At 71.8% G+C, this 20,101-nt stretch carries 18 protein-coding genes; 5 read left to right on the top strand and 13 right to left on the bottom strand.

The genetic code is table 11. The features are described from left to right. Positions 1-14 precede the first annotated feature (14 nt). Together ACIBEF_RS21300 and ACIBEF_RS21295 are read right to left on the bottom strand one after the other, a co-directional pair. Positions 15-1,163 carry an acyl-CoA dehydrogenase family protein gene (locus ACIBEF_RS21300; RefSeq protein ID WP_396794931.1) on the bottom strand — a complete coding sequence of 383 codons (1,149 nt, stop codon included), beginning with the start codon at positions 1,161-1,163 and terminating at the stop codon, positions 15-17. 78 nt (positions 1,164-1,241) lie between these two features. Beyond that, entirely contained in the window at positions 1,242-2,774 is a 1,533-nt protein-coding gene (locus ACIBEF_RS21295; protein ID WP_396794930.1) for an acyl-CoA carboxylase subunit beta, read from the bottom strand. A gap of 165 nt (positions 2,775-2,939) precedes the next feature. Here ACIBEF_RS21295 and ACIBEF_RS21290 point away from each other — a divergent pair, with 165 nt between their 5' ends. After that, positions 2,940-3,500: a snapalysin family zinc-dependent metalloprotease gene (locus ACIBEF_RS21290; RefSeq protein ID WP_396794929.1), complete on the top strand. Its 561-nt coding sequence runs from the start codon at positions 2,940-2,942 to the stop codon at positions 3,498-3,500. Positions 3,501-3,554: 54 nt separating this feature from the next. Here ACIBEF_RS21290 and ACIBEF_RS21285 read toward each other — a convergent pair whose 3' ends face one another. The 5 genes from ACIBEF_RS21285 to ACIBEF_RS21265 form a co-directional block, all read right to left on the bottom strand. After that, positions 3,555-4,475 (bottom strand): hydroxymethylglutaryl-CoA lyase, encoded by a 921-nt coding sequence (locus ACIBEF_RS21285; RefSeq protein ID WP_396794928.1) that lies wholly within the window; start codon positions 4,473-4,475, stop codon positions 3,555-3,557. Between the two features lie 179 nt (positions 4,476-4,654). Further along, complete coding sequence (locus ACIBEF_RS21280; RefSeq protein WP_396794927.1) at positions 4,655-5,992, bottom strand: acetyl/propionyl/methylcrotonyl-CoA carboxylase subunit alpha; 1,338 nt, start codon at positions 5,990-5,992, stop codon at positions 4,655-4,657. A 71-nt stretch (positions 5,993-6,063) separates the two neighbouring features. After that, positions 6,064-6,663, bottom strand: coding sequence for a TetR/AcrR family transcriptional regulator (locus ACIBEF_RS21275; RefSeq protein WP_238669677.1), 600 nt, complete (start codon positions 6,661-6,663; stop codon positions 6,064-6,066). A 104-nt stretch (positions 6,664-6,767) separates the two neighbouring features. Next, positions 6,768-9,653: a hypothetical protein gene (locus tag ACIBEF_RS21270; RefSeq protein WP_396794926.1), complete on the bottom strand. Its 2,886-nt coding sequence runs from the start codon at positions 9,651-9,653 to the stop codon at positions 6,768-6,770. 2 nt (positions 9,654-9,655) lie between these two features. Next, positions 9,656-11,443, bottom strand: coding sequence for an HSP90 family protein (locus ACIBEF_RS21265; RefSeq protein ID WP_396794925.1), 1,788 nt, complete (start codon positions 11,441-11,443; stop codon positions 9,656-9,658). A 120-nt stretch (positions 11,444-11,563) separates the two neighbouring features. Here ACIBEF_RS21265 and ACIBEF_RS21260 point away from each other — a divergent pair, with 120 nt between their 5' ends. Next, positions 11,564-12,790 (top strand): MFS transporter, encoded by a 1,227-nt coding sequence (locus ACIBEF_RS21260; RefSeq protein ID WP_396794924.1) that lies wholly within the window; start codon positions 11,564-11,566, stop codon positions 12,788-12,790. Here ACIBEF_RS21260 and ACIBEF_RS21255 read toward each other — a convergent pair. Then, positions 12,787-13,944, bottom strand: coding sequence for an FAD-dependent oxidoreductase (locus ACIBEF_RS21255; protein WP_396794923.1), 1,158 nt, complete (start codon positions 13,942-13,944; stop codon positions 12,787-12,789). The genes ACIBEF_RS21260 and ACIBEF_RS21255 overlap by 4 nt on opposite strands. Positions 13,945-14,050: 106 nt before the next feature. Here ACIBEF_RS21255 and ACIBEF_RS21250 point away from each other — a divergent pair, with 106 nt between their 5' ends. The 3 genes from ACIBEF_RS21250 to ACIBEF_RS21240 all read left to right on the top strand — a co-directional run bounded on the left by ACIBEF_RS21250 (position 14,051) and on the right by ACIBEF_RS21240 (position 16,441). Further along, positions 14,051-14,632, top strand: coding sequence for a TetR family transcriptional regulator (locus tag ACIBEF_RS21250; protein WP_357194738.1), 582 nt, complete (start codon positions 14,051-14,053; stop codon positions 14,630-14,632). A 70-nt stretch (positions 14,633-14,702) separates the two neighbouring features. Further along, complete coding sequence (locus ACIBEF_RS21245) at positions 14,703-15,251, top strand: SigE family RNA polymerase sigma factor (RefSeq protein WP_396794922.1); 549 nt, start codon at positions 14,703-14,705, stop codon at positions 15,249-15,251. Continuing rightward, positions 15,248-16,441 (top strand): hypothetical protein, encoded by a 1,194-nt coding sequence (locus ACIBEF_RS21240; protein ID WP_396794921.1) that lies wholly within the window; start codon positions 15,248-15,250, stop codon positions 16,439-16,441. Before ACIBEF_RS21245 ends, ACIBEF_RS21240 begins: the two co-directional genes overlap by 4 nt. Before the next feature lie 112 nt (positions 16,442-16,553). Here ACIBEF_RS21240 and ACIBEF_RS21235 read toward each other — a convergent pair whose 3' ends face one another. The 5 genes from ACIBEF_RS21235 to ACIBEF_RS21215 form a co-directional block, all read right to left on the bottom strand. Beyond that, the gene (locus ACIBEF_RS21235) at positions 16,554-17,456 is read right to left on the bottom strand and encodes a sulfurtransferase (protein WP_396794920.1); all 903 of its coding nucleotides are present in this window, start codon (positions 17,454-17,456) and stop codon (positions 16,554-16,556) included. 19 nt (positions 17,457-17,475) lie between these two features. Continuing rightward, entirely contained in the window at positions 17,476-17,922 is a 447-nt protein-coding gene (locus ACIBEF_RS21230; RefSeq protein WP_396794919.1) for an imidazolonepropionase-like domain-containing protein, read from the bottom strand. A 2-nt stretch (positions 17,923-17,924) separates the two neighbouring features. Then, positions 17,925-18,692, bottom strand: a complete 768-nt coding sequence (locus ACIBEF_RS21225; RefSeq protein ID WP_357194723.1) for an SGNH/GDSL hydrolase family protein — start codon at positions 18,690-18,692, stop codon at positions 17,925-17,927. 176 nt (positions 18,693-18,868) lie between these two features. Beyond that, positions 18,869-19,084, bottom strand: coding sequence for a hypothetical protein (locus tag ACIBEF_RS21220; protein ID WP_396794918.1), 216 nt, complete (start codon positions 19,082-19,084; stop codon positions 18,869-18,871). A 66-nt stretch (positions 19,085-19,150) separates the two neighbouring features. After that, positions 19,151-20,014: a hypothetical protein gene (locus ACIBEF_RS21215; RefSeq protein ID WP_396794917.1), complete on the bottom strand. Its 864-nt coding sequence runs from the start codon at positions 20,012-20,014 to the stop codon at positions 19,151-19,153. Between the last annotated feature and the right edge of the window lie 87 nt (positions 20,015-20,101).

The raw sequence follows: 20,101 nt of genomic DNA, 5'->3' as shown, positions 1-20,101 counted from the left end.
TTCGGCTGGGCCGCTCAAAGGCCCAGATCCCGAGCAATGATCATCCGCTGCACCTCGCTGGTGCCCTCGCCGATCTCCAGGATCTTGGAGTCCCGCCAGAACCGTGCCACCGGGTACTCGTTCATGAAGCCGTACCCGCCGTGGATCTGGGTGGCCTCCCGGGCGTTGTCCACGGCGATCGTGCTGGCGTGCAGTTTGGCGATGGCGGCCTGCCGCTTGAACGGCTCGCCGGCCAGCATCCGTGCGGCGGCGTCGTAGTATGCGAGGCGAGCGGTGTGCGCCTTCAGCTCCATGTCGGCGATCTTGAACTGGATGGCCTGGTTGGCGCCGATCGGCCGACCGAAGGCGTGCCGCTCCTTCGCATACTTGATCGACTCGTCGACACAGCCCTGCGCGAGGCCGACGGCGAGTGCGGCGATCGCGATCCGGCCCTCGTCGAGGATCCGCAGGAACTGCGCGAAGCCCCGACCCCGGGCGCCGAGCAGGTTGGCGGCCGGCACCCGGCAGTCGTCGAAGGTCAGCTCGTGGGTGTCCGAGGCGGTCCAGCCCACCTTGGAGTAGCCGGGCGCGACGGCGAACCCGGGCGTTCCGGTGGGCACGATGATCGTCGACAGCTCCTTGGAGCCGTCCGGGTTCGTGCCGGTCACCGCGGTGACGGTGACCATGGCGGTGATGTCGGTACCCGAGTTGGTGATGAACGCCTTCGACCCGTTGATCACCCACTCGTCGCCGTCCAGCACCGCCCGGGTCTGCGTGCCGGCGGCGTCCGAGCCGGTGCCGGCCTCGGTGAGACCGAAGCCGGCCAGCGCCTCGCCGCTGAGCAGTCGGGGCAGCCAGGTCGCCTTCTGCTCCTCGGTGCCGAAGCGGTAGATCGGCATCGCGCCCAGCGAGACCGCCGCCTCCAGGGTGATGGCCACGCTGGAATCGACCCGGGCCAGCTCCTCCAGGGCCAGGCAGAGCGCGAAGTAGTCGCCGCCCATGCCGCCGTGTTCCTCGGCGAAGGGCAGACCGAAGAGGCCCATCTTGCCCATCTGCCGGATCACCTCGTACGGGAAGGTGTGCTGCTCGTAGTGCTCGGCGATGACCGGGGCGATCACCTCGCGGGCGAATTCCCGCACGCTCTCGCGCAGCGCCTCTTGTTCGTCGGTGAGCCGGAAGTCCATCTCATCCTCCTGTAAGGACGGTCCGCCCCGGCGCTCGTGACGCCGGGGGCGGGTCGCTGTGCGGGCCTGATTCGATGGTCAGACCGGGGTGACGCCGTGCCGACGGCGGGAGAAGTGCCGATCCTTGGTACGCGCCGCCGCGAATCGACGGACCAGCTCGGTGCGCAGGTCCTGCGGCTCGACGATGGCGTCCACCACCAGCTCGCTGGCCAACCGGACGACGTCGATGTCCTGCTCGTACTCGGCCCGCTTGGCGGCGACGAAGGCCGCCCGCTCGTCCTCGTCGGCAATGGCGGCGATCTTGTTGGCGTAGACCGCGTTCACGGCGGCCTCGGCGCCCATCACGGCGATCTTCGCGGTCGGCAGCGCGATGGTGGCATCCGGCTCGAACCCGGGCCCGGCCATCGCGTAGAGACCGGCGCCGTACGCCTTGCGGACCACCACGCAGATCTTCGGAACTGTCGCCTCGGAGATCGCGGTGATCATCTTGGCACCGTGCCGGATGATGCCCTGCTTCTCCACCGCGCTGCCGACCATGAAGCCGGGCACGTCGCTGAGGAACAGCAGCGGCACGTTGAACGCGTCGCAGAGCTGCACGAACCGGGTGGCCTTGTCGGCCGAGTCGACGAAGAGCACGCCGCCCTTGAACATCGAGTTGTTGCCGACCACACCGATGACCTGGCCGTCGAGGCGGCCGAAGCCGATGGTCAGCTCCTTGGCCCACAGCGCCTGGATCTCGAAGAACGACCCCTCGTCGAGCAGGCCCTTGACGTACCGCCGCATGTCGAACGCCTGCCGCTCACTGGCCGGCACCAGTGCGGCCAGGTCGGCCTTCGCGGGCGCGGCGACCGCCGGTGCGGTCGGTGGCGCCTGCGTCCAGTTCGCCGGCAGGTACGACAGGTAGGTCTTCACCACGTCGAGCGCGTCGGCCTCGGTCTTGCAGAGGAAGTGCCCCACGCCGGATTCGGAGGTGTGCACCTTCGCCCCGCCCATCGCCTCCAGGGTGGTCTTCTCGCCGGTGACCATCTCGACCATCCGGTCGGAGCCGAGGTACATGCTGGCGTTGCCGTCGACCAGCGCCACCACGTCGCAGAACGCCGGAATGTACGCACCACCGGCGGCGCTCGGGCCGAACAGCGCGCAGACCTGTGGGATCGAGCCGGAGGCACGGACCTGGTTCCAGAAGATCTTGCCGGCGCCACGCCGACCGGGAAAGAGATCGACCTGGTCGGTGATCCGGGCGCCGGCCGAGTCGACCAGGTAGACCATCGGCACGCCGGCGCCGTACGCCCGCTCGATGATCCTGATGATCTTCTCGACGGTGCGGGCGCCCCAGCTGCCGGCCTTGACCGTGGAGTCGTTGGCCATCAGGCAGACCTGTCGGCCGTCGATGGTGGCGGTACCGGTCACCACGCCGTCGGCGGGCAGCCCTTCGGCCATCGTGTTGGCGTAGAGGCCGTCCTCGACGAACGAGCCCTCGTCGACCAGGAGTGCGACCCGTTCACGGGCGAAGAGCTTGCCCTTGGCCGCGTTGGCCGCGTGGTACTTGTCCGCGCCGCCGGACCGGGCCCGCTTGCGCAGCTGCTCCAGTGCCTCACCGTCGAGCGTCACGCCGACTCCTCCGCCATACTGACCTGAACGATCGTTAGGCTAGCGCATCATCGCGACCGCCGGCGACCTACGAGCGAACCAGACAGTTGAGCCGAGAGCAAGACATTGAAAAACGTGAATACACATCGCTAGGCTCCTGACACCCCTCTCAGATTGGAGTCAGCGATGACCTCACGACTCAATCGGCTCGCCGTCGCGGTGCTCGCGACGACACTCGCCACCCTCGGCGTCACGGTCGCCAACCCGTCGCCCGCGTCCGCCGCCATGACGATCTGCTACAACACCAGTCAGGCGGGCAGCTACGCCGGCATGGCCAACCAGGCCGCCTCGATCTGGAACAACGCCACAGTCAACCTCACGCTCTCCGCCAACTGCGGCTCGAACCTGCGCATCTACCAGATCACCGGCGGCGGCTCGTACGCCGTGCGGACCAGCCTCGGCAACGGCCGGGTCTACATCGACACCCAGCAGGCCGCGCAGTACAGCCCGCTGCGGATCATGACGCACGAGATCGGGCACATCCTCGGTCTGCCGGACAACTACAACGGGAACTGCTCACTGCTGATGTCCGGCGGCAGCGCCGGCACCAGCTGCACCAACCCGTACCCGAGCAGCGCCGAGGCGAACCGGGTCAGCAACCTCTTCGCCGGCACGTTCAGCGCCACCGACCGCAGCGCGGACATCTTCCGCGACAGCTGGCCGAGCGCGCTCACCACGGTGAACTGACCGAACCCGAAAAACGAAGGGGCCGGCGCGTGCGTCGGCCCCTTCGTCGCGTCCTCAGCTCGGCAGCGGCGTCAGCCGGGTACGCGGACCGGCCCGCAGCACACCCGACGGCAGCTTCTTGCCGAGCAACTCCTCGGCCAACTCCGCCACCTCGATGAGCGCCGGCAGGTCGATGCCGGTGTCGATGCCCATGTCGTGCAGCATGTGCACGGCCTCCTCGGTGGCCAGGTTGCCGCTCGCCCCCGGCGCGTACGGGCAGCCACCGAGGCCACCGACGCTGGCGTCGAACTCGGTCACCCCCAGCTCCAACGCGGTCAGCAGGTTGGCCAGCGCCGTACCCCGGGTGTTGTGGAAGTGCAGCAGGACCGGCACGTGCGCGTTGCGGTCGCGTACCGCGGTCAGCAGCTCGCGGACCCGACGTGGGGTGCCCATGCCGGTGGTGTCGCCGAACGCGACCCGGTCCGCGCCGTCGCGGACGACCCGGTCCACGATCCCGGCCACCCGCTGCGGGTCGATGTCCCCCTCGTACGGACAGCCGAAGCTGGTCGCCACGATCACCTCGACCCGCGCCGACGCGCCGTGCAGCAGGTCGATGAGCTCGGCGATGTCGTCCAGCGACTCGTCCGTGGACCGGTTGACGTTGCGCCGGTTGTGCGTGTCGCTGGCCGAGACCACCACCTCGATCTCGGTGAATCCGGCGGCGAGCGCGCGCTGGGCGCCCCGGGTGTTCGGCACCAGCGCGGAGTACCGCACCCCGTCGGCCTTCACCGCCCGCCGCCACACCTCGTCGGCGTCGGCCATCTGCGGGATCGCCCTCGGGTGCACGAACGACACCGCCTCGATTCGGCGTACGCCGGTGCCGGAGAGGGCGTCGAGCAGCCGCACCTTGGCGTCGGTCGGGATCGGGTCCTCGTTCTGCAACCCGTCGCGCGGCCCGACCTCACGGATCGAGACGGAATCTGGCAGTTGACTCATCGGTCACCTCGCTGTGACGTCGGATCGGGACAGCATGTCGGCCGCTTTGCTCTGCTGCCCTATCTGCGACGGTTACTGTCCGTCATCCTGGCAACCGCTGGCGCATATAGGTAAGCAGAGCAAAGGGCGGGCGAACCAGTCTTGCCTCGCCGCCGAACGACTGTCGACGGCTCGGGCGGTCAGCGCATGCGGGAGACGATGCCCGTGTCGTAGGCGCCGGAGCGGAACTCCTCGTTCTCCAGCAACTCGGTGAAGAAGGGGACGTTGTTCTTCGGACCCTCGATCTGGAACGCGGCGACGGCTGCCTTCGCGCGATCGAGCACCTCGTCGCGGGTCGCGCCGCTGATGATCAGCTTGGCCAGCAGGCTGTCGTAGAACGGGGTGACCGTGTTGCCCTCGGTGTAGCCGGAGTCCACCCGGACACCCGCACCCGTCGGCTCCACCCACGTCCTGATCACACCCGGGCCGGGCAGGAAGCGCTTCGGGTCCTCCGCGTTGATCCGCATCTCGATGGCGTGCCCACTCGGGGTCAACGCGTCCGGGTCGAACGTCGGCGCCAACCCGGAGGCCACCCGCAACTGCTCCTCGACCAGGTCGATGCCGTACACGTACTCGGTCACCGGGTGCTCCACCTGCAACCGCGTGTTCATCTCCAGAAAGAAGAACTCGCCGGTGGCCGGGTCGAACAGGCACTCCACGGTGCCCGCGTTGCGGTAGCCAACCGCCTCGCCGGCCCGCACCGCCGCCGCCAGGAGCCGGGATCGCAGCTCCGGCGAGACAGCCGGCGACGGGGACTCCTCGACCAACTTCTGGTTGCGCCGCTGCACCGAGCACTCCCGCTCACCGAGCGCCACCACCCGACCGTCGGCCAGGCCGAGGATCTGCACCTCGACGTGCCGTACCCGGGGAAAGTACCGCTCGATCAACACCGAACCGTCGCCGAACATCCGCTCGGCGAACGCGCGCACCTTGTCGTACTCGGCGCGTAGCGCGGCCTCGTCGACCGCCACGCCCATGCCCATGCCGCCACCGCCGGCGGCGGCCTTGACCATCACCGGGTAGCCGATCTCGGCCGCGGCCGTCACCGCAGCGTCAAGGTCGGCGGCCGGGTCGGTGGTGCCCGGCGCGACCGGAACACCGGCCGCCGCCATCAGGTTCCGGGCGTTGATCTTGTCGCCCATCGCGGTGATCGCGTCCGCGTCGGGTCCGACCCAGATCAGGCCGCTCGCCTCGACGGTACGGGCGAACTCGGCGTTCTCCGACAGGAAGCCGTACCCGGGGTGGATCGCCTGCGCGCCCGTCGACGTGGCGGCGGCGAGGATCGCCTCGGTGTTGCGGTAGCTCAGCGCCGGGTTCGGTGGGCCGATGAGGACCGCCTCGTCCGCCTCCGCGACGAACGGCAGGTCGGCGTCGGCCTCCGAGTGCACCGCGATCACGCGGATGCCGAGCCGCTTGGCGGTCCGGATGATCCGGCGGGCGATCTCGCCCCGATTGGCGACCAGCAGTGACTCGATCATGTTTCCTCCCGGCGTCCGGATGGTGGGACGATGTCAGGGAATCATGATCGGGACGGTTCTGACGAGTCGGCTCAGGCGAGCAGCGCGGCCAGTGTCGCGCCGCGCAGCAGCTCCGCGCGGCGTCGCCGGTCCACCTCACCACCGAGGAACGGCGTCGAGTTCATCAGGCCGAACGCGGCGTGCGCGAGCACCCGGGCCTCACCGTCGGGCATCCCCGGGTGCAGCGCGGTGAGCACTGTCACCCACTCCTCGACGTAGAGCCGTTGCAGGCGACGGATCCGCCGCCGCGGCTCCTCGGGCAGGCGGTCCAGCTCGTGCAGGTGCAACGCGATCACCGCCGGGTTGGCCAACGCGAACTCGACGTGGAAGTCGATCAGCGACTCCAGCACGCCGCGCGGGTCGTCCGAGCGCCCGACGGCGCGTTCCCGCCCACCGGCCAGCAACCCCTCACTGACAGGAATCAGCGCGGCAGCCAGCATGGCTTCCTTGCCGGCGAAGTGGTGGTAGAGCGCCGGACCGGTGACCCCGGCAGCCGCGCCGATGTCGTCCATCGAGACGCCGTGATAGCCACGCGCCGCGAACAGACCTACCGCGATCTCCAGGATCTCGTCCTTGCGGGACCTGCGCCGGCCCGCGCCCGCCGCACCCCGTGCCTGCTGCTCCACCGTCACCGGACAAGCCTAGACCGCGAGGAGCCCGCGATGGTTGCCGGTCAGTCCCGTCCGTCCGTCCCGGGCCGGGCCGCCCCTGACCTGGCCAGGGGCGGCCGGCGAGGTCAGTCGGCCTCGTCCAGGTCGTGTTCGGCGCGCAGCGCCTCGGCTTCCGTGGGCCGATCGAGCAGATCCAACACCCGAGCCAGCAGCCAGGCCGTCTGGCGGACCTGCCGCGAGGCGGCCGGCAACCCACCGAGTACGCGGCGCAGGAGCGGCTCCGCCTCGGCCGGCCGGTCCAGGCGCAGCAGCAACTCACCGATCAGGGCCTCCACCTGGGCGGCCTCGCCGAACGCCTCGATCGAGCGCAACCGGTCCGGCACCCCGGCGAGCCGGCCCAGAGCCTCGTCCGGGCGGTCCTCACCGGTGAGCACCCGCGCTCCGGCCTCGGCCGCCAGTGCCACCTCGTACAGCACCGGCGGTTCGGCCTGCCCGGCCAGCTTCGCCGCCAACGCGTCCACCACACCGACCGTGCGCAACGCCGCGTCCCGGTCGTCGGCCCAGAACCAGGCGTACGTCTCCCGTCGCCGGGCACGCAGCTCGTCCAACGGCAGGTCACCGAGCCGGTACGCCTCGGCCGCGGCGGCGAACCGCTCGCCCGCCGCCGCGTCCCGGTCTGCGTCGTAGAGGATCCCGCCGGCCTCCTCCAGAACCTGCGCCCGGTACGGAAGGTTGTCCGGTCCGTCCAGATTACCGGCCAACTGTTCCAACAGTGCCAACGCGGGATCGATCTCACCAAGTCCGGCGTAGACGCCGGCCAGCAGGTGCCGGCAGCGGTCGGCCTCCGCCTGAGCGCCCAACCGGTCCAGACCGAGCACGGCCTCCTCGGCGACCTCGGCGGCCTCGGCGAGCCGGCCCACGATCCGGTACGCGTTCGCCAGCTCCCACCGCAGGAACGCGTCCCCCTCGGCACCCCGCTCCACGCACAGCGTCACCGCCTCGACGAAGTCGTCGACCGCGTCCGCAGTCTGGCCGGCCGCCAGCAACGCCCGGGCGCGGGCGACCCGGACCGGCAGCTCCGCGTCCGCCGGTGCCGCCTCCAACGCCTCGTCGCAGGCGGCCACGGCGTCCGCCGGATCGTCGACCAGCCGCGCGTACGCCAGGCAGGCACCGGTGACCACCTCGCCGACACCCAACTCCCGGCCGATCCGGCGTGCCTCGTCGACAGCGGCGCGGGCCTCGCCGACGCGGTCCAACTGCTCCAGCAGGTGCCCCCGGTGCAGTGCGATCCGGGCGGTCAGGTGCCGATCGCCGCCCGCGTCGGCCGGTACCCGGTCGAGCGCGGCGAGCGCGTCCGCCCAACGCTCGCGGTGCAGCAGCGCCAACGCCACCCGGTCGTGTCCGGCCGCCTTCTGCTGGGCGTCGCCGAGCCGGTCCAGGACGTCGGCCGCCTCCCGCACCAGCAGCAGGCCCTCCTCGGTGTCCTCGTCGAACCGGGTCAACAGCACGCCGAGCCGCCCGGCGACCGTCTGGGCCGCCACCTCCTCGCCCGCCTCCCGGTACAGCTCCAACGCCGCCCGATTCAGCGTGATCGCACCCTCGATGTCGTCATCGTCGCCACGCTCCGACGCGCGCAGGGCCAGCCGGTGCGCGGACGTGCGGGCGGGCAGCTCGGCGGAGCCGAACCGGTCGTCGAAGGCAACCAGCGCCGCCCGGAAGGTGCCCCGGTCGTGCCGGCCCCAGCTCTGCTCCGCGAGGTCCAACAGATCGTCCGGGCCGGCGTCTCCGGGCACTGTCACGACCTGTGGTTCAGCCCTGCCGGTTCGCACCCGCCGGGCCCGGTCCGCGGACGACGCCGGTGTCCCCGGCGCGCCGGTCGGCTCGTCCTCGACCGGTCGGGTTGGACGGCGGCGGACGCTCGCGGACAGCGGCACATGCTCGCCGCTCGCCTGCACGGCCAGCCGACTGGCGATCCACTCCGACTGGTGGCTCGTGCCGTTACGGGCGTCGAAGCGGGCGGCCAGACCGGCGGCGGTTTCGGCCAGCTCGTCCGCCAACGACGCCGCCGACACCTCGGCGGCGGGCCGGCCCTCGGCGGCCCGGCGGTACACGGCCGACGGGCCGGCCTGACGCAGGGCCGCGGCGGCCGCCGCCGAGAAGTGCATGGCGGCGGCCGGCGACGGCGGCCGGTCCAGCCAGTCCAGGTGCCGCTCGACCAGCTCGATCGCTCGCGCCTCGTTGCCGGTCAGCGTGCAGAACTCGACGTGGTCCGCGATGTCCCACAGGTTGGCGAGGTTGCCGCGCTGCCGGCGGTACGCCTCCCGGTGCGCGTCCCGCGCCTCCTCGGCCCGCCCGGTCCGCAGGTACGGCAGGAGCAGCGCGGTGAGGATCGACTGCGGCTGCTCGTTGCAGTTGAGCCGGCCGGCGAGCACCGGCTCGGCCAACTCCACCGCCTCGACGTCCCGCCCGGTGTCGGCGAGGTAGCCCACCTGGCTCGTGGGGTCACAACCGGCGCAGTCGGACAGGGCGTCGCGCGGGGTGGTCTGCCAGAGGCGGTACCAGTGCGCCGCGGCCTCGACGTCGCCCACGTGGTCGGCGACGCGGAACCGGTGCTTGTGCACGGCCTGCAGGCTGTGCCCGCCGGCCCGGTAGCGGCGTTCCATGTCGTCCAGCACGGCGTACGTGCGGTCGAGCGGCACCTCCGGGAAGTTCAGCAGACCGTTGATCATGTACTTGAAGTGCCAGAGCAGGTTGTGCAGGTGCCCCTGGTGGTACGGCTGCGGGTCGCTGTCGAACTCGGACAGGCACCAGGAGAAGGTCACGAAGGACTTGGCCGGCTCACCGCCGTAGATGTAGCCGGTGGTGGCCTGCATCCGGGTGACGAATGCGAGGTGTCGGTCGTCGGCGGCGTCCACCCGGCGCAGCAACTGCTCCAGGGCGGCGATCTGCCCCGCCCCGTACGGCATGTCGGCGATGCCGCGCAGCACCCGCCACAGATCCTCGTCGCTCATGCTCACTCCCGTCCCGGGACAGCCCGGCCGAGCAGGCCGAGGAAGGAATCGTTCAGCAACGCCGCGTCGGCGGCGCGGATCGGGTGGTGGCCGAGCAGCAGCGCCTGCCCGTACAGCGCCTCGATGGCCAGACCGACCAGCTCCGGGTCGCTCAGCATGGTCACCCGTCGGACCAGCGGGTTGCGGTGGTTGAGCACCAACTGCGGACGGTCCGGCGGGGCGGTGGCGGCGAGCGCGTCGAGCACTCCACCCCACAGCTCGTCGGCCCGGTCCCGGCTGGCCGCGAGCTGGTCGTTGAACGCCGCCGACCGGCTGACCAGGTAGAGCGCGGGCAGGGAAACCGGGTCGTACGCCCGGATGACCACCTCGCAGCCGGAACGCTCGACGGCCCGCTGCGCCGCCGCGAGGAACTGTCGCAACGCCAACTCCACCTGCGGGTCGAGCGCGTCGAACCGGGTGGTGAGGTCACTCGGTTCCAGCCGCTCGATGAGCACCGAGCGGTCCACCACCGGCAGCCGCTCGATCAGCTCGGTGTCGTACGTGTAGCCGGCGTTGACCACCGCCAGGTCCTGCGCGGCGGCGACAGCGGCCAGTTGACGGAACTCGTCCAGGCTGGCCGCGTAGCGGACCACGCCGTAGCGCTCCCGGAACTCGGCGAGGGTGAGCGTGCCGACGTTGGTGTCCATGGGCCACCACCGGTCGACCAGCCGGAGCATCTCGTCGTCGTGCAGCGCCAGGGCCTTCACGCCGAGGTGGTGCACCTGGAGGAACTCGGCCAGCCGGTGCGGGTCATGCCGGGCCAACCGGACCAGCCAGCCGCGCACCTGGTCGCCGAGGGCCTCCCGGGTCGCCGTCAGCAGGGTGTCCTCGTAGAGGGCCTCCCGGCTGGCGGTCGGGCGCAGCTCGGTCGCGTCCACCACGCAGTGTGCGAAGAACGCCCACTCCGGCAGCAGCCCGTCGGCGTTTTCGGTGAGCAGCATCCGCTTGAGGTAGACGCGGTGCCCGGCCCGGGCCGCCGGGTTCACCGGCGTCGGCAGGATGACGGCGACACCGGTCAGCCCGGCCTCCGGCACGGCCAGCGCCACGACGTCGAACGGGTCCACGCCGAGCGTCTCCCGGGCGTACCGGATCAGCGCCGCGCGGTCCAGCGGCGCACCCGGCGTGGTCGGCCAGGGGGGCTCCCCGGCGGTGGTGACGACGTCGCCGACGCGGACCGTGACCGGCAGCAGCGCGCCGAAGAGCCGGGCCAGGTCGGTGACGGTCGCGGTGGTGAACCACTGGTCGGCGTCGCGGCGGGGCACCAGCGTGACGGTGGTGCCCGGCTCGGCGCGAGCGGCCTCCGGCGGGGTCACCGTCACCGCGTAGCGGCCGTCGGCGTACCCGGTCCAGCGAACCGTGGGCTCGTCGCCGTGCCGGGTGAGCACCTGGATCTCGTCGGCCACCAGGAAGCAGGAGAGCAGACCGATGCCGAACTGGCCGAGGAACTCGTGCCGGGAGAAGCCGAGCTCGTCGCGCTTCGAGCTGCGGCCGATGGTGGCCAGCAGCTCGTGCACCTGCGCCTCGGTCAGGCCGATGCCGGTGTCGTGCACCCGCAGTGTGCCGTCGCCGGTGCTGTCCGGGGGTTCGATGCGTACCAGGGCCGGCGCGTGCGGTTCGGTCCTGCGGCGGGCGGTGATCGCGTCCACCGCGTTCTGGAGCAGCTCACGGACGTAGACCCGCGGGCTGCCGTAGAGGTGATGACTGAGCAGGTCAACCACGCCACGTAGGTCGACCTGGAAAGTGTGATCCACGCCTGTTGTCTCCCCGTCCCGATACCGGCGCTCACCGTACCCATGATCACCGACCGGCGCGGTCCCCTCTCTACTCGGCGGCTTGACCCTCGACCCGGTCGAACCGGCACGGTCGCCCGCATGACTTCCTCCGCTCTGGGCCGGGACTTCCAGCTCCTGTGGTCCGCGGCCGTCTCGTCCCGGTTCGGGGACGCGCTGCGTACCCCGGCGCTGGCCCTGCTGGCCGCGACAGTGACCCGTGATCCGCGGATCATCGCGGCGGTCACCGTGGCCGGGCAGTTGCCGCCGCTGCTCTTCGGCCTGCTCGGCGGCGTGTACGCGGACCGCTGGGACCGCCGCCGGACGATGGCGGTGGTCGACGGGTTACGCGCGGCAGTGGTGGCGGCGCTGGCCGTGGTGGTCGCGCTCGACCGGGTCAGCGTGCTGGTGCTGCTGGTGGTGGTGGCGTTCCTGCTCGCCACTTTTGGCACTCTCTTCGACTCCGCGTCGTTCGCGCTGCTCCCCGCGCTGGTGCCACCGGACGCGCTGCCCCGGGCGAATGGTCGACTCCAGGCGGGGTCGGCGGTGGCCGGTGGCTTCGTCGGGGCGCCCGCCGCCGGTGTCCTGTTCGCCGTCGCCCCGGCACTTCCGTTCGCAGTCGACGCCGTCACCTTCGCGGTGGCAGCCCTGCTCGTGCTGGCCCTCGGTGCGCCTTCCGCGATCACCCCGGGATCGGCGCGGCGGCGCGGCTCGGTCTGGGGCGAGATCGTCGAGGGGCTGCGGTGGTTGATGGCGCACCGGACCCTGTGGCGGGTCACGGTGCTCACCGCCGCGAGCAACCTGGCGATCAGCGGAATCATGGCGGTGCTGGTGCTCTATGCACTGGACGTGCTCCGGGTGCCACCGGCGGGGTACGGGCTATTCGCGGCCGCCGCCATCGTCGGGGGCGTGGCGGGGGCGCTCGGGGCGGGGCGGATCGCCGCCCGACTCGGCACGGTGCCGGCGCTGCGTGCGGTGCTGGCCGTGGAGACCGTGGCGTTGACCGGCTTCGCGCTGGCTCGGCATCCGGTGTCGGGCGGGATCGCGCTGGCCGTCTTCGCCGCCGGCACCGTGGTGTGGAACAGCCTGTGGGCGTCGTACGGGCAGCGGCAGGTGCCGAGCGACCTGCTGGGCCGGGTCGGTGCGGCCCAGCGGATGGTCGGTCTGCTCACCGCACCGTTCGGGGCGGCGCTCGCCGGGCTGGCCGCCGCGTCGTCCGGCACGGCGCCGGTGGCGGGCGCTGCGGCGGCGACGTTCGCGCTGGTCACCGTCGCCGCGTGGCGGACACTGCGACCGGCCGTGTCCGCCATGTCGAGCCACGCGGGTTAGCCCGGCGTCCGCTCCCGGTGCGACAGCCCGGACAGGCGCAGCGCGATGCGTCGGCGGGCCGGTGGAACGGCACCGAGCAGCCGGAGCAGCACGTCCCGGGCGGGCCGACGAGCCGGGGAGACACCGGCCATCCTGGTCAGCCCGGCGGCGAAGCTCAGCACGTCCTCGGCCATCGGCCGCTGCCGGGCGGTGTAGTCGTCGAGTAACGTCTCCGGGCCGCCGTCGAGCACGTCCGCCACAGCGGTGCCGAGTGCCACCGCGTCACAGATGCCGAGGTTCATGCCCTGCCCGCCGGCCGGGCTGTGCACGTGCCCGGCGTCGCCGGCCAGCAGCACCGGTCCGACTCGGAAGGTGTCGGCGATGCGGTGGTGCACCCGGAACCGGGAGCCCCAGAGCACCTCGGTCACCCGGTCGGGTCGTCGCGCCGGGCCGCGCTCGTCGAGCAGCGCCTGGAGGTAGGCCGCGTCCGGTTCGGTCGGGGCGTCCGCCACTGCGGCGACCAACCGGACCACCCCGCCGGGCAGCGGCGCCCAGACCAGCGGTCCGGGGCGGGCGAGGAAGAGCGCCGCCTCGTCGCGGGGCAGCACGCTGCGTACCCGTACGTCGGCGAGCACGAAGGACTCTTCGTCGCTGCTGCCGGTGAAGCCGATGCCGGCCAACTGTCGGACCGTGCTGTGCAGGCCGTCCGCGCCGACCACGAACCGGGCCCGCAGCGCCTCCCCATCGACCTGCGCGAGCATGCCGTCACCGGCGCGGCTCAGCCCGGTGAGCTGGCACGGCCGTCGTACCTGGACACCGCGTTCAGCCAACTTCTCGGTGAGCACGGCCTCGGTGACCGCCTGGGAGACCAGCAGCGCGTAGGGGAAGCGGGACGGCAACTCGTGGAACGGCACCGACAGCAGCACCCGGTCCCGGTCGCGCACTGTGAAGCGCGGCGTCCGCACCGCCTGGGCGATCAACGGCGTCGCGGCGTCGATCCGGTCCAGCACCTCCAGGGTGTACGCGTGCACGACGGCGGCGCGGGAGGTCGTCGGCGGCGCGGCCAACCGGTCCAGCACTGTCACCTCGACGCCGCGCCTTGCCAGCGTCAACGCGGTGGCGAGACCGGTGGGGCCGGCGCCCACCACCAGGACGTCGGTGCTCGTGGGCAGCATGGCCACCTCCAGAAGACCGTTGCCAACACCTGTTGGCAAACACTTGTTGGCAACGCTAGGGCCCGCCCGATTGCGTGTCAACACTTGTTGGCCTACGGTCGTTGGCATGACCCAGTCCGCCCAGTCGACCCCGCCCCGACGCTCCGACACCACCCGGGCGGCGATCCTGCGAGCGGCCCGGGAACGGTTCGCGGCGGACGGCTACGAGCGCGCCACGATCCGGGCCATCGCCGCCGACGCCCAGATCGACCCCTCGATGGTGATGCGCTACTACGGCAGCAAGGAGGGGCTGTTCGCGGCGGCGGCCGAGTTCGACCTACGCCTGCCCGACCTGACCTCGGTGCCGCCCGCCCGTCTCGGTGAGGTGCTGGTCCGGCACTTCCTCGCCCGCTGGGAGGGCGACGAGACCCTGGTGGCGCTGCTGCGGGCCGCCAGCACCAACCCCGGCGCGGCCGAACGCATGCGCGGCATCTTCGCCGACCAGCTCACCGCCGCCGTGGCCACGTTCGGCGGCGACCCGGCGCTGACCGCCCGACGGGCCGGCCTGGTGGCCAGCCAGATCCTCGGCCTCGCCTTCACCCGGTACATCGTCCGCCTGCCGCCCATGGTGGACACCCCGCCGGACGACCTGGTCTCCTGGATCGCGCCGACGCTCCAGCGCTATCTGACCGGAACGCCACCGGGCTGACCCAACCTTTTCCCACCTCCCGTGCGTCTGCCAGTTGACGCGTACAGCGCGACGGCCGGGAGGGGGGCGGATGGCGCCGCCGAGGGACGACGGACGCGAGGGCTACCTCGCCTTCGTGGAGAACCACCAGCACCGGCTGCTCCGCGCGGCCTACCTGATCTGCGGCAACCAGCATCAGGCTGAGGACCTCCTCCAGGACGCGCTGCTGAAGCTGGCGCTGCGCTGGTCCTCGGTCCGCAACGGCGACCCTTCCGCGTACGTGCGGGCCATCCTCTATCGCGACTCGGTGTCGTGGTGGCGTCGCCGACGGCGGGAATGGCTCAGCGCCGCACCGCCGGACCAGGTGGCCCACGACCGTGACGGCGCGTTACGGCTGACGATGCACGACGCGCTGGGCCTGCTGCCACCACGGCAGCGGGCCGTGCTGGTGTTGCGCTACTACGAGGACCTGACCGAGGTCGCCACCGCCGAGGCGCTCGGAGTGACCGTCGGCACCGTCAAGAGCCAGTGCCACGCGGCGCTGCGCCGACTCCGCGAGGTCGCCCCGGACCTCGCCCGCGATGCCCGGCCGAGCCATGGCTCGGCCGATCTGGCCAGCGGCTTGGAGGTGAACCCGTGAACGAGCAGGAACTGCGCCAACTGCTGACCCTCAGCGTCCAGGACGTGCTCCCCAGCCAGCCGGCCGCCGCCGGATGGGAGCGGGCTCGGCGTACCCGGCGTACCCGGCGGGCCGTCGGAGTGGTCGCCGTGGCCGTGCTCCTTGTCGGCGGTGGCACTGTTGCGGCGCTGCGACCGCCCGCCGATCCGGCGCCGGTTCCACCGGTCGGCCCGACGGTGACCCCGACCGCCGATCCCACCCACGGTGCTCCTGTGCAGCGACCGCCCGCAGACCTGACCTACCCGCCCGATCCGTTGGCGAAGCTCGGTGCCCCGGCGACAGTGCCGCTCTCCGAGCGACCGGTCCAGCGGGCACTGGCCCTGTTCCAGCCGCTGGACGAGGAGGGTCGCGAGGACGGCCCGGTCCGGGTGCTCGGCAACGACGGCGTGGTGCGCAGCCTCGACGTGGTGCCGCTGGCACCCACCCGGGACGCGAGCGGCAACGAGGCAACGGCCCTCAAGCCGGGAGTGCTGTCGCCGGACGGCCGGTCGGCCGCGTTCGCGCAGACCAAAGAGCTGATCATGATCGACCTCACCACGGCGGCCGTCCGCCGGATACCGCTCGACGGCTACCTGGAGCAGGTGGTGTGGGCGCACGACCGGGTGCTGGTCGGGGGCGACGACCGGACGTACGCGGTGGACCGGGCCACCGGGGCGGCCAGCACGATCGACGTGTCGACCTGGGAGTTGATCGCGCCCGACCCGGCCGCCGGCCGCGAGGCCCCGTTGATCGACATGTACGGCGAGGGGACCGGCCTGAAGCTCCGCAGCCGGACCGCCCGGGAGGGTGAACTCCGCTCCGAGCAGCCGATCAACGCCTCGGCGTTGCCGTCGCCCTACCAGGTCAACGAGTTCTACGGCCGGGGCTGGCTGCACGGCGAGCGACTGGCCCGAGCAGCCTGGATCACCAGCGGCGAGATCAGTGGCGCCGAGGGAGCCGCGGTGCTGGACGCGCGGACCGGCGCCGTGCTCCACCTGCTCGACCTGGGCCGGGACCGCGCCAAGGGCTGCTGCGAGGTGCTGGGCTGGGACAACAAGGGCTCGGTGCTGCTGAGGCTGGAACCGGCCGCCCTGGCGCGCTGGCACCCGGAGACCGGCGAGATCACCGGCATCGTCCGCGACCTGCGCGGCGTGATCGCGCTGGCCAGCTGACGACTGTCGCGTCGTGCCGACGTGATCGACTCGGGTTCATGGATACCGCGGTGTCCCAGCGAAGGGGACAGCCCGACACCAGGGAACCCGAGTCGATCACACGACAATCCGGTCAGGCGGCCAGGCCACCAGGCTGGTCACCCTTGACCACTGGTGCCCGGACCAGGTTGCCCCACTCGGTCCACGAGCCGTCGTAGTTGCGCACCTGCGGGTAGCCCAACAGGTGCCGCAGCACGAACCAGGTGTGGCTGGACCGCTCGCCGATCCGGCAGTACGCAATCACGTCGTCGTCCGGGCTCAGCCCGAGCTGGTCGGCGTAGATCACCTTCAGCTCGTCGGCCGACTTGAACGTGCCGTCCTCGTTGGCGGCGGACTTCCACGGCTTGCTGACCGCGCCCGGGATGTGCCCACCGCGCAGCGCACCCTCCTGCGGGTAGTCCGGCATGTGCAGCATCTCGCCCGTGTACTCACCCGGCGACCGGACGTCGACGAGCGGCCGGCCGGACGCGACGTGCGCCATGACCTGCTCCCGGAAGGCCCGCAGCGGGGCGTCGTCACGCAGCGGCACCGGATAGTCGGCGCGCGGGCGAGCCGTCTTGTCGCGGGTCACCTCGCGTCCCTCGGCGATCCACTTCTGCCGGCCGCCGTCGAGCAGACGCACATCGGCGTGACCGAAGAGCGAGAAGACCCAGAGGGCGTACGCGGCCCACCAGTTGAAGTTGTCGCCGTAGAAGACGACGGTGTCGCCCCGGCCGATGCCCTTCGCGGCGCACATCTCGGCGAAGCTCGTGGCGTCCAGGTAGTCCCGGGTCACCTGATCGTTCAATTCCAGGTGCCAGTCGACCTTGACCGCACCGGGAATGTGACCGGATTCGTAGAGCAGCACGTCCTCGTCGGACTCGACGACGACGAGGCCCTCATCGCCCAGATGCTCGGCCAGCCACTCGGTGGTGACCAGCCGCTGCGGGTCCGCGTACGACTGGAGGCGGGGATCGGGATCGTTCGGCACAGACATGATCCCCAAGGTACGCCGTTCAGGCGCGACGGTGGGCGATCCGGCCAGCGACGACGGTCACCAGGCAGGTGCCGTCGAGGCCGTGTACCGCGAGGTCGGCCCGCCCGCCCGGACGCAGCGTCGGCGCCACGGCGGTGGCCAGCACCAGCAGGTCGCCATGCTCGGCAGCGGCCCGCAGGGCAGGGTCGGTCAGGTGTTCCGCCAGCACCGCCGTCACCCCGGTACGCAGCAGCGCGTGCACCCGCTCACGCGGGGTCGGAGCGGGTGGCAGCGGACCGTCGTGCAGCAGACCCGGCCCCAGCGAGCCGGGCCAGCGGCGAACCCGGGCGTTGGCGTACGCCGAACTCAGCTCGGCCAGTGGGCCGACGGCCTCGATGCGGTCGCCACTGACCAGCACGGCGTGGTCGGGCAACGGGTCGCCGTCCGGATCACGGCGTAGCAGGGAGGCCGTGTGCACTGTGAGCATGATCAGTCGACGAGCGGGCCGAGTTGCGGGCGCTTCGCCGTCACAGTGTCGCCGGACGACCGACCGGTCAACCGCCGCTTCACCCAGGGGGCGAGGTACTGACCGGCCCACCGCAGGTCGGAGGCGCGGGCGGCCAACCATGGTGACGGCGCCGGGTGCGGCGGAACCATCAGCCACTCCTCGTCGCAACCAACCCCGAGGGCGTTCAGCACCTGCCCGGCGACCCGGCGGTGCCCGGCCGGGGAGAGGTGCAGCCGGTCGGTGCTCCAGAGCATGGGGTTGAGGAACGTGTCGTCGGCGTACAGGTCGACCATGATCGCGCCGTGCCGCTCGGCGGTCTCACCGACCGCCTGATTGAGCAACTGCACCCGGGGGGCGACGAGGCGTTGGCCGGGCAGTCGGGCCATCACGTCCGCGAACCGGAAGAGGAGCACGTCCGCGCCACCCGAGCGCAGTTGCCGGACCACCTCGTCGAAGCGGGCGACCAGCGTGTCCGGGTCGAAGGTGCGCCGCAGCACGTCGTTGCCACCGGCCGCGAAGCTGATCAGGTCCGGCTTCATCGCCACGGCGGAGGGCACCTGCTCGGCGACCACGCTGGGGAAGAGCCGGCCCCGGATGGCCAGGTTCGCGTACCGGAAGTCGGGCCCCGCGTCGGCAGCGAGCCGGGTCGCCACCAGGTCCGCCCAGCCTCGGAAAGTGCCGTCCGGGTACGCGTCGTCCATACCCTCGGTGAAGCTGTCCCCGACCGCGACAAAACTGCCCCAGCGCACCCGCGCCTCCCTCACGCCACCCGTTGCCTGCGGCGACCAGTCTGTCACCGCAGCAATGCCCGGCACCGCCCCGAATCCACTACGTGTCGGAGGTCATTGCGCGGACGACGACGGGCGGAACCGGCCACCCCCGTGAGTGGCCGGTCCCTCATACCCGGTGACGCTGCACCGGGAGCTCAGCCCAGCAGACCACCCCACGGCTGGCTGGCGGGCACCGACGCGGTGGCCAGCACCCGGCCACTGGCGGCGTACCGGACCAGCCGGTTTGCCGGCGCGCCGTCGGACGGCGTCGCCGCGTTGACCTGCACCACCAGGCCGCCGTCGGCCAGGACGAGCCCGTCGATGGCTTCGCCGTGCCCGGTCGGCTGCTTCCAGGCCGGGTCCAACGGCACCAGCTCGGTGACTGCCCCGCTGGCGGCGTCGACCCGGTAGTTGCGGAACCGCCAGCCGCAGCCACATCAGCCAGGGCTGGTCGTGTGGGCGCTGATCACCAGCGTCTGGCCGTTGCCGGAGATCGCCGCCACCCCACCAATGACGAGGCCGGCGGGGAGGCGCGGGCTGATCGCACGTCGGACGCCTCGCTCGTCCCCGATCGCCACGGTCTGCGCGCCGACCTGGGCGATCCATCCGCCGGACACCGTCGGACACTTCGGGTAGTGGGTGGCGAGCACCTTTTGCCCGGTCCCGTCGGCGTTGACCGCGATGAGCGTCAGCTCCTTCTCCCGCCCCAGGCCGTACAGCACCCGCCCGGAGTCGAGCCAGCTCGGCGCGCAGGTCTGCTGACCCTGGGTCGGGATGACGAGCCGCTTCGTGCCGTCGAACGCGCTGATCACCAGCCGGCGGGCGGACGGTTCCATCCAGGCCGCCCGTCGGCCGTCCGGAGAGACAGCGAGCGGGCCGCCGAACGCGCCGTTCTCGGGACGGCCCGAACGCACCACCTGCCAGTTCCCGGCAGCGGTACGCCGCCAGATCCGGGCCGGGTCGTTCTGCTTCTGGCTGTGCTCCTCGGCGGCGTACCAGGTGAGCTGCGGCCACTGCGTCGAGCCGACCGCCGGGCGGGCCGGAGCGTCGGCCGGGGCCGCGTCCGGCACGGAGCCGCCAGTGCCTGCGGCCGAGGTGTCACCGGTCGCGGGAACGGCGGTGGCGGTAGCGGTGCCGGTGACGCTTTCGGTCGGAGCGGGCGTGGTCTTCGGGTCGGCGGTGCCGCAGGCTGCAGCGCCGAACGTCAGCAGCAGCAGCAGCAGTGCCGCCGGAACGGCGAGCGCGCCGGAACGGCGGGCCGAGGCGGGACGGGTGGGATGGGTGAACAGGCCGAGGTTCATCGTTTCGATCCTTTGTGGAGGCTTACCGAACCTGACACCACCCAAGACGAGCCTCTGCCCATGGCGAGTTGCCGTAGCGCCGCGCTA

It is taken from the genome of Micromonospora sp. NPDC050795, assembly GCF_044456785.1.
Lineage (GTDB): Bacteria > Actinomycetota > Actinomycetes > Mycobacteriales > Micromonosporaceae > Micromonospora.
Note: the sequence above shows the minus strand (reverse complement) of the source record. Positions and strands in the feature narration are given on the sequence as shown.

Bases quoted from the DNA above. Each gene is read 5' to 3' on its own strand.
- ACIBEF_RS21285 (WP_396794928.1), bottom strand. From the start codon at position 4,475: ATGAGTCAACTGCCAGATTCCGTCTCGATCCGTGAGGTCGGGCCGCGC.
- ACIBEF_RS21215 (WP_396794917.1), bottom strand. From the start codon at position 20,014: ATGAACCTCGGCCTGTTCACCCATCCCACCCGTCCCGCCTCGGCCCGC.
- ACIBEF_RS21230 (WP_396794919.1), bottom strand. From the start codon at position 17,922: ATGCTCACAGTGCACACGGCCTCCCTGCTACGCCGTGATCCGGACGGC.
- ACIBEF_RS21250 (WP_357194738.1), top strand. From the start codon at position 14,051: ATGACCCAGTCCGCCCAGTCGACCCCGCCCCGACGCTCCGACACCACC.
- ACIBEF_RS21235 (WP_396794920.1), bottom strand. From the start codon at position 17,456: ATGTCTGTGCCGAACGATCCCGATCCCCGCCTCCAGTCGTACGCGGAC.
- ACIBEF_RS21300 (WP_396794931.1), bottom strand. From the start codon at position 1,163: ATGGACTTCCGGCTCACCGACGAACAAGAGGCGCTGCGCGAGAGCGTG.
- ACIBEF_RS21280 (WP_396794927.1), bottom strand. From the start codon at position 5,992: ATGATCGAGTCACTGCTGGTCGCCAATCGGGGCGAGATCGCCCGCCGG.
- ACIBEF_RS21260 (WP_396794924.1), top strand. From the start codon at position 11,564: ATGACTTCCTCCGCTCTGGGCCGGGACTTCCAGCTCCTGTGGTCCGCG.
- ACIBEF_RS21290 (WP_396794929.1), top strand. From the start codon at position 2,940: ATGACCTCACGACTCAATCGGCTCGCCGTCGCGGTGCTCGCGACGACA.
- ACIBEF_RS21255 (WP_396794923.1), bottom strand. From the start codon at position 13,944: ATGCTGCCCACGAGCACCGACGTCCTGGTGGTGGGCGCCGGCCCCACC.
- ACIBEF_RS21270 (WP_396794926.1), bottom strand. From the start codon at position 9,653: ATGAGCGACGAGGATCTGTGGCGGGTGCTGCGCGGCATCGCCGACATG.
- ACIBEF_RS21245 (WP_396794922.1), top strand. From the start codon at position 14,703: ATGGCGCCGCCGAGGGACGACGGACGCGAGGGCTACCTCGCCTTCGTG.